The organism is Streptomyces sp. SPB074, assembly GCF_000154905.1.
Taxonomy (GTDB): domain Bacteria; phylum Actinomycetota; class Actinomycetes; order Streptomycetales; family Streptomycetaceae; genus Streptomyces.
In genome coordinates this window covers 3,433,753-3,443,612 of the sequence record NZ_GG770539.1, presented here as the reverse complement: position 1 = coordinate 3,443,612, position 9,860 = coordinate 3,433,753, and the positions used below count along the sequence as shown (strand labels likewise).

At 74.3% G+C, this 9,860-nt stretch carries 7 protein-coding genes and 1 pseudogene; all 8 read left to right on the top strand.

Going from position 1 to position 9,860, the window contains the following annotated elements:
* Window positions 1–1,020: thiamine pyrophosphate-dependent enzyme (locus SSBG_RS14235; protein WP_050776773.1), on the top strand; the 1,020-nt coding region annotated here is incomplete at its 5' end.
* The gene (locus tag SSBG_RS14230; protein WP_037869759.1) at window positions 1,017–2,051 is read left to right on the top strand and encodes an alpha-ketoacid dehydrogenase subunit beta; all 1,035 of its coding nucleotides are present in this window, start codon (window positions 1,017–1,019) and stop codon (window positions 2,049–2,051) included. The genes SSBG_RS14235 and SSBG_RS14230, both read left to right, overlap by 4 nt.
* Window positions 2,051–3,538, top strand: coding sequence for a dihydrolipoamide acetyltransferase family protein (locus SSBG_RS14225; protein ID WP_008746812.1), 1,488 nt, complete (start codon window positions 2,051–2,053; stop codon window positions 3,536–3,538). The genes SSBG_RS14230 and SSBG_RS14225 overlap by 1 nt, the downstream gene beginning before the upstream one ends.
* A 306-nt stretch (window positions 3,539–3,844) precedes the next feature.
* Window positions 3,845–4,765: pseudogene (locus SSBG_RS14220) on the top strand (DUF6457 domain-containing protein).
* 308 nt (window positions 4,766–5,073) lie between these two features.
* Window positions 5,074–6,663, top strand: a complete 1,590-nt coding sequence (locus SSBG_RS14215; RefSeq protein WP_234010745.1) for a molybdopterin molybdotransferase MoeA — start codon at window positions 5,074–5,076, stop codon at window positions 6,661–6,663.
* Between the two features lie 102 nt (window positions 6,664–6,765).
* Window positions 6,766–7,878, top strand: coding sequence for a potassium channel family protein (locus SSBG_RS14210; protein WP_037869757.1), 1,113 nt, complete (start codon window positions 6,766–6,768; stop codon window positions 7,876–7,878).
* 738 nt (window positions 7,879–8,616) lie between these two features.
* Window positions 8,617–9,408: an NAD(P)H-quinone oxidoreductase gene (locus tag SSBG_RS14200; protein ID WP_008746809.1), complete on the top strand. Its 792-nt coding sequence runs from the start codon at window positions 8,617–8,619 to the stop codon at window positions 9,406–9,408.
* Window positions 9,409–9,445: 37 nt separating this feature from the next.
* Window positions 9,446–9,601 carry a zinc-binding dehydrogenase gene (locus SSBG_RS34700; protein WP_234010526.1) on the top strand — a complete coding sequence of 52 codons (156 nt, stop codon included), beginning with the start codon at window positions 9,446–9,448 and terminating at the stop codon, window positions 9,599–9,601.
* The last annotated feature ends 259 nt before the right edge of the window (window positions 9,602–9,860 follow it).

Below are 9,860 nucleotides of genomic sequence, written 5' to 3'. Positions count from 1 at the left end.
CGCTACAACGCGCAGGCCACGGCCCTCACCCGGCAGGGCAGGCTCGCCGTCTACCCCTCGACCACCGGGCAGGAGGCCGCCGAGATCGCGGCGGCACTCGTGCTCCAGGACCAGGACTGGCTCTTCCCCAGCTACCGCGACACCCTCGCCGTCGTCGCGCGCGGCGTGGACCCGCTGGAGACCCTGACGCTCCTGCGCGGCGACAAGCACACCGGCTACGACCCGCACGCGACCCGCGTCGCCCCCCTGTCCACGCCGCTCGCCACGCACCTCCCGCACGCCGTCGGCCTCGCGCACGCCGCCCGGCTGCGCGGCGACGACGTCGTGGCGCTCGCGATGTGCGGCGACGGCGGCACGAGCGAGGGCGACTTCCACGAGGCGCTCAACTTCGCCGCCGTCTGGCAGGCACCCGTCGTCTTCCTCGTGCAGAACAACGGCTACGCCATCTCCGTGCCCCTCGACAAGCAGACCGCCGCCCCCTCGCTCGCCCACAAGGCCGTGGGCTACGGGATGCCGGGCCGGCTCGTGGACGGCAACGACGTCCTCGCCCTGCACGAGGTGCTCGACGAGGCCGTCCAGCGGGGCAGGACGGGAGGCGGGCCGACGCTCGTCGAGGCCGTCACGTACCGCCTCGACGCGCACACCAACGCCGACGACGCGACGCGCTACCGCGACGCCGAGGAGGTCGAAACCTGGCGCGCGCACGACCCCGTGCGGCTCCTGGAGCGCGAACTGCTCGCGCTCGGCCTCCTGGACGAGGACGCGATCGAGGCGGAGCGCGAGCGCGCCGAGGAGTTCGCCGCCGGGCTCCGCGCCCGGCTCAACGCCGACGCCGACACCCGCCCCGGCGAGCTCTTCGCCCACGTCTACGCCACACCCACCCCGCAACTCGCCGAGCAGGCGGAACAACTGCGCGCCGAACGCGAGGCGGAGGCCGAGGCCCACGGCGAGGGAGCGGGCATTGCGCCCGGCACCCCGCGCGACGCCGCGCACGACACGGAACGGGAGAGCCGCCGATGACGACGGCCACGACGGTCACCAGCACACCCGCGACGGACGCGCCCCGGCCCACCACGATGGCCGCAGCGCTCAACCGCGCCCTGCGCGACGCGATGACCGAGGACCCCGCCGTGCACGTCCTCGGCGAGGACGTCGGCACCCTCGGCGGCGTCTTCCGTATCACCGACGGGCTCGCCGCCGAGTTCGGCGAGCAGCGCTGCCTCGACACGCCGCTCGCCGAGGCCGGCATCCTCGGCGCGGCCGTCGGCATGGCGATGTACGGGCTGCGGCCCGTGGTCGAGATGCAGTTCGACGCCTTCGCCTACCCGGCCTTCGAGCAGGTCGTCAGCCACGTCGCGAAGATGCGCAACCGCACCGGCGGACGCCTCCCGCTCCCGCTGACCATCCGCATCCCGTACGGCGGCGGCATCGGCGGCGTCGAGCACCACAGCGACTCCTCCGAGATCTACTACATGGCGACCCCGGGCCTGCACGTCGTCACGCCCGCGACCGTCCCCGACGCCTACGGCCTGCTCCGTGCCGCCATCGCCTCGGACGATCCGGTTGTCGTCATGGAGCCGAAGCGGCTGTACTGGTCGAAGGCCGACTGGTCGCCGGAGAGTCCCGAGCCCGTCGGGCCCATCGGCCGCGCCGTCGTGCGCCGCCCCGGCCGCAGCGCGACGCTCCTTACGTACGGCCCCTCGCTGCCCGTCTGCCTGGACGCCGCCGAGGCCGCCGTCGCCGAGGGCTGGGACCTGGAGGTCGTGGACCTGCGCTCGCTCGTGCCCTTCGACGACGAGACCGTCGCCGCCTCCGTGCGCCGTACGGGACGTGCCGTCGTCGTCCACGAGGCGCAGGGCTTCGCCGGACCCGGCGGCGAGATCGCCGCGCGCGTCACCGAACGCTGCTTCCACCACCTGGAGGCGCCCGTGCTCCGCGTCACGGGTTTCGACATCCCCTTCCCGCCCCCCATGCTGGAACGGCACCATCTTCCTGGTGTGGACCGCATTCTCGACGCCGTCGCGCGCTTGCAGTGGGAGGCTGAACGCTGATGCCGCAGGTCCTGGAGTTCGCCCTGCCGGATCTCGGTGAGGGGCTGACGGAGGCACAGATCGTCACCTGGCTCGTGGAGGTCGGTGACACCGTCGTGATCGACCAGCCCGTCGTGGAGGTCGAGACCGCCAAAGCGATGGTTGAGGTCCCGTGCCCGCACGGCGGGGTCGTCACCGCCCGCCACGGCGCCGAGGGCGTATCCCTGCCGGTCGGCGCGCCCCTCGTGAGCATCGCCGTCGAGGAGGGCGACGCCGGTACGGGCGCGGGTGGCGCGGGTACGGGTGCGGGTGGCGCCACGGCGGGTGCGGGTGGCGTCGGCGCGGGCGCGGGTGGTGCGACGGTGGACGCGGGCGGGCCCGCCGCTTCGCCGTCCGCCGACGCGGCCGACGCGGCCGACGGCGGCTCCGGGAACGTGCTCGTCGGCTACGGCACGGCCACCGTGACCGCCGTACGCCGCCGCCGGGTCCGTACGAGCGCCGCGGCCCCCTCGGCCGTACGCGTCAGTACGACCGGGACCCCCGCGGCGGCGGCCACCGCCGCACCCGTCACCGCCGCGGATTCCGGCGCTGCTCCGGACCCCGGCCCCGCTCCGGCCCCGGCCTTCGAGGGACCCGTTCCCGTCATCTCGCCGCTCGTGCGCAAACTCGCCCGGGACAACGGCATCGACCTGCGGGCCCTCAGCGGCAGCGGGCCCGACGGCCTCATCGTGCGCGCCGATGTCGAGCGGGCGGTCGCCGATCCGGCCCGTACCCCGGCCGCGGCGGACGTCGTGACCCCGCCGGACGCCGCCGAGGAGCGCGTCCCGCTCACCGGGATGCGCGGGGCGGCGGCCGAGAAGCTCTCGCGCAGCCGCGCCGAGATCCCTGACGCGACGTGCTGGGTCGACGCCGACGCGACCGAACTCCTCGCCGCCCGCGCGGCGATGAACACGGCCGCCGGCCCGGACGCGGCGAAGATCTCCGTCCTCGCGCTCTTCGCCCGCATCACGAGTGCCGCGCTGGCCCGCTTCCCCGAGCTGAACTCGCGTGTGGACACGGCCGCCAAGGAGATCGTGCGCCTGCGGTCCGTGCACCTCGGCTTCGCCGCGCAGACCGAGCGCGGTCTCGTCGTGCCCGTGCTCCGCGAGGTCCAGGACCAGAACACCGAAGAGCTGTCGGCCGGAATCGCGGAACTGACCCGCATCGCCCGCGACGGACGCCTCAGCCCGGCCCAGCTCACCGGCGGGACGTTCACGCTCAACAACTACGGCGTCTTCGGCGTGGACGGATCGACCCCGATCATCAACCACCCCGAGGCCGCGATGCTCGGCATCGGCCGCATCACGCCGAAGCCGTGGGTCCACGAGGGCGCGCTCGCCGTCCGCCAGGTCGTGCAGCTCTCCCTCACCTTCGACCACCGCGTGTGCGACGGCGGCGTGGCGGGCGGCTTCCTGCGCTACATCGCCGACTGCGTCGAACAGCCCGCTCTCCTCCTCCGCACCCTCTGACGCGTCCGCACTCCCTGCCGCCTTCGCGCCCTCGGACGTGTCCGGCCGCTCCGGTCCGTTTCGCGGGCCGTGATGTTCCACGTGAAACATCACGGCCCGCCTGTCCCCCGCCGCTCCCTCGCGCCCCCCCTAACTGGGGGGCATGAAGGACGGTGTCGGGCGAGCCGGCAACGGAACCGGGAATCGCGGGACGGGCGAAGGGGTGGCTCGGGCGAGGGAGGGGATTAGACAGGGGCGGCGGCCTCGGTGGGGTCGGTGGCTCCGGCGGTGGTGGTCGGCGCGGTGGGAGCGGCAGCCTCGGTGGCCTTGGCGGCGGCCGGTGACGGTGCCGGGGACGGGGGCGCGGGCGCGGGCGCGTTCGATGCTGTCGTGCTCGCCGGGGGCGGCGCCCGGCGGCTCGGGGGCGCGGACAAGCCGGGGCTGCGTGTCGGCGGCCGGACGCTGCTCGACCGGGTGCTCGGAGCGTGTGCGGGAGCCCGTACCACCGTCGTCGTGGCGGCGCCGCGCCCCGTCGCGCGGCCCGTCGTGTGGGCGCGCGAGGACCCGCCGGGCGGCGGGCCGCTCGCCGCGCTCGACGCGGGGCTGCGCCACGTCACCGCCGCCCGCCTGTGCCTGCTCTCCGCCGACCTCCCGTTCCTCACCCCGGCCGCGCTCGCCCGTCTCCACGCCGCGCTCGACGCGGACCCCGCGAAGGACGGCGCCCTCTACGTGGACGGGGACGGCCGCGAGCAGTACCTCACCGCTGTCTACCGCGCCGCGCCGCTGCGCGAGGGCCTGTAGCGCCTGCGCGGGAGGCCCGGGAACGCGCCCGGGGGACTGCGGGACGGGAGCGGCGGGCAGGCGAGGACCGGCGGGTTGCCCCTGCGGCGGCTGCTCGGCCCGCTGGACCTCGTCCGGGTGCCCGACGAGGAGCGCGTCTCCTTCGACTGCGACACCTGGGAGGATCTCGGCGCCGCCCAGGACAGGATCAGGGAGCATGGGCACGTGCTGGATGGATGGATCACCGCGGTCAAGGCCGAACTCGGCATCACTCTCGACGTGGACGTACGTCTGCTGCTCGACCTCGCCCGCGACGCGGCGCACGGCGTCGATCGCCCGGCGGCGCCCCTCACGAGCTTCCTCGTCGGCTACGCGGCGGGCAGGGCCGAGGGCGGCCCCGAGGCCGTCGCCGAAGCGGCGCGCAAGGCGGAGGCCCTCGCCAAGCGCTGGGCGGCTGAGGCGAAGTGAGCGCCCCGGACGGCACGACTCCTCCCGGGCGGAAGCCGACCCCCGAAGCAACGCACGGCGAAGCGGCCGACGGTGCGGAGGCGGCTCACATGGAGACGGCCCGCGACGCGGAGGCGACCTCTGACGCAGGGGCGGCTGACACGGAGGCGGCTTACGACGCCGAGTTCGATCAGGCTCTCGCTCTCGCCCGGGCCCACACCACCGCCCCGCGCTCCGGCCCGGCTGCCGCCGACGCCCCGGAAGCGCCCGCTGAGGGGCGCGAGGCGGAGAAGCCACGCGAGGCGTACGACTGGGCCGCCGTCTACGACATGGAGGACGCGGCGGACGGGCGCGGTGGTCCCACACAAGGCGGAACCGGGCGGGTGAGCGCGCCGGGAGCCGGAGCGGCTGGGGCACGGGCCAAGGGCGCGGTCGGTGCCGATGACGCGTGGACCGCGATCGAAGAGGCATGGGCCGGGGACGTACCGGCGGCCGACGGCGTACCGGCCGTCGAGGCGTGGCCGGAGGACTCCGCGGCTCGCGACGGCGGGCGGGGCGAAGGCGCGCGGGGTGATACCGGCCGGAGTGAGGACGGGCGGAGTGACGGCGGGCCCGTACGAGAGCACGCCGCGAGCGCGGCGGGCGACGGCGATTCCCGGTCCCGGGGCCGCCGCCCTGCCACGATCCCCCGCAAGCACTCCATCGCCATGCTGAGCTGGGACGATGCCCGCGAGACAGCGTTGCGGGCGGCGCGCGACACCGTGGCGCGCACAGCGGCGCACCCCGTACCGCTCGTACCCCTGGAACAGACGCCCGGCCTCGCCCTCGCGGAACCACTCACCGCCCTCACCGACCTCCCCTCCTTCGACACCTCCGCCATGGACGGCTGGGCCGTCGCGGGACCGGGACCCTGGCGCCTGCTCCCCGACGCGCAGGTACTGGCGGGGCATCAACTCATGACAGCCGACGGACGTCTCGAAGACGGGTCCGCCGTACCCGTGGCCAGCGGCGCACGCGTCCCGGACGGCACGACCGGCGTACTGCGCAGCGAGCACGGGGAGGTGACGGCCGACGGCGTACGCCTGCACGCCCTGCGCCCGCTCGCGCAGGGCGAGGACATCCGCCCGCGTGGACAGGAGTGCCGCACGGGCGATGCCCTCCTCGCCCGGGGCACGGTCGTGACCGCCCCTGTCCTCGGACTCGCGGCCGCCGCCGGCTACGACGCCGTACGCGCCCACCCCCGCCCCACCGCCGAAGTCTTCATCCTCGGCGACGAACTCCTCGGCCACGGCATCCCCGCGGACGGTCTCATCCGCGACGCGCTCGGCCCGATGCTCCCCGCCTGGCTGGACGCCCTCGGCACCCGCGTCCTCGGCATGCGCCGCCTCCGCGACGAGGAGGACGCCCTTGCCGAAGCGCTCGCCGCCTCGGAGGCGGACCTCCTCCTCACGACCGGCGGCACGGCGGCCGGCCCCGTCGATCACGTACGGTCCGTGCTCACCCGGCTCGGAGCCCGCCTCCTCGTGGACGGCGTCGCCGTCCGCCCGGGACACCCGATGCTGCTCGCGGCCACCGCGCCGGGCCAGCACCTCGTGGGCCTGCCGGGCAATCCGCTCGCCGCCGTCTCCGGGCTGCTCACGCTCGCCGCCCCCCTGCTCGCCGTTCTCGCGGGCCGCGAGGAACTCCCCCGTACCCGCCTGCCGCTCACTGAGAGCGCCGAGGGCCACCCCAGGGACACCCGGCTCCTGCCTGTCCTGGTACGTGAGGGGCGGCTGTGTGTCCTGCGCTACAACGGGCCCGCGATGTTGCGCGGAATCGCGAATGCCGACAGTCTCGCGGTCGTCCCTCCGGGCGGTGCCGAGGCCGGAACCGTCGTGGAGGTGCTCGACCTGCCACGAGCGGGTGGACGTTTCACGTGAAACATGGCCCGGATGGACGAGCGCGATGTTTCACGTGAAAAATCGTGGGGTGGTGTGGGAGGGGATGTTTCACGTGAAACATCGCCAGGGCCTTGATGGAGGATGCACGTGAAACTGCCCGGACAGGACGCGATCGCGCGTCAGGCGGGTGAGCAACTGGTCGCCACGCGCATCAAACTCCCGCGCCGCGTGGTCGAGAAGCCCTTCCGTCAGGTCGCCAGGCGCATCGCCATGGCGCTCGCGGTGCTCGTGGGCACCGCGCTCCTCGTCTACGCGGGCCGGGACGGCTACAGCGACAACTCCGACCACAAGGTCGATCTGCTCGACGCGTTCTACTACGCGACCGTGACGCTCTCCACGACCGGCTACGGCGACATCGTGCCGGTGAGCGATACGGCGCGGCTGATCAATATCCTCGTCGTCACGCCCCTGCGCGTGCTCTTCCTGATCATCCTGGTCGGGACCACCTTGGAGGTCCTCACGGAGCGAACCCGTGAGGAATGGCGGCTGCACCGCTGGAGGAATGCCTTGAGGGACCACACCGTCGTCGTCGGCTTCGGCACGAAGGGACGTTCGGCGATCAAGACCGTGCTGACCGCCGGTTCGCTGACCCCGCAGCAGGTCGTGGTGGTCGACCCCAGCGAGAAGGTGATCGAGCTCGCCACGGCCGAGGGCTTCGCCGGCGTCGTCGGGGACGCCACCCGGAGCGACGTCCTGGCACGCGCGGAGGTCAGCAAGGCGCGGCAGATCATCATCGCGACCCAGCGCGATGACACCGCCGTCCTCGTGGCCCTGACGGCACGGCAGCTCAACCGGGCCGCGCACATCGTCGCGGCCGTGCGCGAGGAGGAGAACGCCCCGCTGCTGCGGCAGTCGGGCGCGGACGCGGTCATCACGAGCGCGAGCGCGGCGGGGCGCCTCCTCGGACTCTCGGTGCTCAGCCCCAGCGCGGGCACGGTGATGGAGGACCTCATCCAGCAGGGCACGGGCCTCGACCTCGTCGAACGGCCGGTCATAAAGGCCGAGATCGGGCGCGGCCCGCGCGAGACGAACGACCTCGTGGTCAGCGTCGTACGCGGCCACCGGGTCCTCGGCTACGACGACCCGGCGGTCGGCACCCTCCAGGCCGCGGACCGTCTCATCACCATCGTCCGCGCGGGCCCGGACCCCCGAGCCCTCCGCGACACCCGCCCCCTCCGCGGACACCCGTCCTGACGGGCGCGGAACGGGGCGCGACCGGGCAGGGGTGAACGCGGGCCGGGCTTGGTGGCGCGGGCCGGTGGCACGGATGGCGGGTCGGGTGCCGGGCCGGGCCGCGCGAGTTGAGGCGCGGCGGGTCCCTGTGCCGGGCGGGGCGGCCGGTCTGGGCGCTACGGGTCCGGTGTCGGGCTGCGCGGCGTGGGTTGGCCCGGGGGGCGTGTGCTGGGTTCTTGTGGTGGCTCCTTCGCGTGGTGGTTCCGGTGTGCTTGACGGTGTGGCGCCGCGTTTCCGGCCGTGGCTGCCGCCGGGCGGGACGGGCGCGGGTTCGGCCGGGGGCGGTGGGACGCGGCGGGCTCGGGCGACGGCTCGGCGTGAGGGCCGTATACGGAGCTTGGACGGCGGCCGGGCACGGTGGATCGTGTGCTGCCGCCGGACGCGGCGGCCGGGCAAGGTCGTAGTTGTGGGCGTGGTCGCGTGCCCGGCCGGTGGGCCGGGGCGGGATGGTGGACCGCGCGGACGCGACCCAGTACGTACGGGTGCGGGCCGCGTCCTGTGCGGGGGACAGCCCCGTACGAGTGGGAGAGCGAGCACCGGTGCGGTCGCTTGCGCGGTCGACGGCGCCGTCGCCTGTGCGGCCCACGGCGCGGTCCCCGGCGTGCGGCGGAGGGGCGGGCGGCGTGCCGGTGCGGGCTGTCGTAGCGGTGGTCGGCGGGTTCCGGGAGCGGACCGCGACCGGCGAGTAGCCTCGCGAGCATGTATGCGATCACGATTTCCGAACCCGGTGGACCGGACGTGCTCCAGTGGTCCGAGGTCGCCGATCCCCGCCCGGCGCCCGGAGAGGTGCTGGTCGAGGTGGCGGCGAGCGCGGTGAACCGCGCCGACCTCCTCCAGCGCCAGGGCTTCTACGACCCGCCGCCCGGCGCGTCCCCGTACCCGGGCCTGGAGGTCTCGGGCAGGATCGCCGAACTCGGCGCGGGCGTCTCGGGCTGGGCGGTCGGCGACGCGGTGTGCGCGCTCCTCGGCGGCGGTGGCTACGCCGAGAAGGTGGCCGTACCGGCCGGTCAGCTCCTGCCGGTGCCCGAGGGGGTCGATCTGGTGGACGCGGCCGCGCTGCCGGAGGTGGTGTGCACGGTCTGGTCGAACGTGTTCATGGTCGCGGGGCTGCGACCGGGGGAAACCCTTCTGGTGCACGGCGGTTCGAGCGGGATCGGGACGATGGCGATCCAGCTCGCGAAGTCGGTGGAGGCGCGCGTCGCGGTGACGGCGGGCACGGCGGCGAAGCTGGAGAGCTGCCGCGAGCTCGGGGCGGACATCACTCATCAACTATCGCGAGCAGGACTTCGTCGCCGAGCTGGGCAAGGCGACGGAGGGGCACGGCGCCGACGTGAAAACAAAAACAACATGGGCGCGAAGTACCTGGACCGCAATATCCAGGCACTGGCCACGAGCGGCCGCCTCGCGATCATCGGGATGCAGGGCGGAGCCAAGGGCGAACTCAACCTGGCCGCGCTGATGGGCAAGCGCGCCGCTGTCACCGCGACGTGAGAGGCGTGCCCGCCCGGCGGCGGAAAAGGCCGCGGTCGTGGCGGCGGTACGTGAACATGTGTGGCCCCTCCTTTCCTCGGGTGCGGTCAAGCCGATCGTCGACCGCCGCCTCCCCATGAGCGAAGCGGCGACCGGGCACCGTGTCCTGGACGAGAGCACCCACATCGGCAAGGTGCTGCTGACGACGGGCTGAACTCCACGACTCCCTGCGGACGCCCGTGGATGCCACGGCCGTGCACTTCACGGAGGCACGGCCGAGAACCTCCGGTCGGTGCGTCCGTGGGGAGGGCACGGACACACGGTGGCGGAGATCCACGGGCGCGTCGGCTGCCATCGCGGGCGCACGGCCGTGGCGGTCCGGCAGGCACCCGTGATCGTGCTGGCACACGGAGAACTCGGTGTGCTCACCAGTCTGGCCGCTGAGCTTGCGGCTTTGGGCCCGAAGAAGCACA

Coding starts and splice junctions, on each gene's coding strand:
- SSBG_RS14230 (WP_037869759.1), top strand. CDS start 1,017: ATGACGACGGCCACGACGGTCACCAGCACACCCGCGACGGACGCGCCC.
- SSBG_RS14225 (WP_008746812.1), top strand. CDS start 2,051: ATGCCGCAGGTCCTGGAGTTCGCCCTGCCGGATCTCGGTGAGGGGCTG.
- SSBG_RS14215 (WP_234010745.1), top strand. CDS start 5,074: ATGGAGGACGCGGCGGACGGGCGCGGTGGTCCCACACAAGGCGGAACC.
- SSBG_RS14210 (WP_037869757.1), top strand. CDS start 6,766: ATGCACGTGAAACTGCCCGGACAGGACGCGATCGCGCGTCAGGCGGGT.
- SSBG_RS14200 (WP_008746809.1), top strand. CDS start 8,617: ATGTATGCGATCACGATTTCCGAACCCGGTGGACCGGACGTGCTCCAG.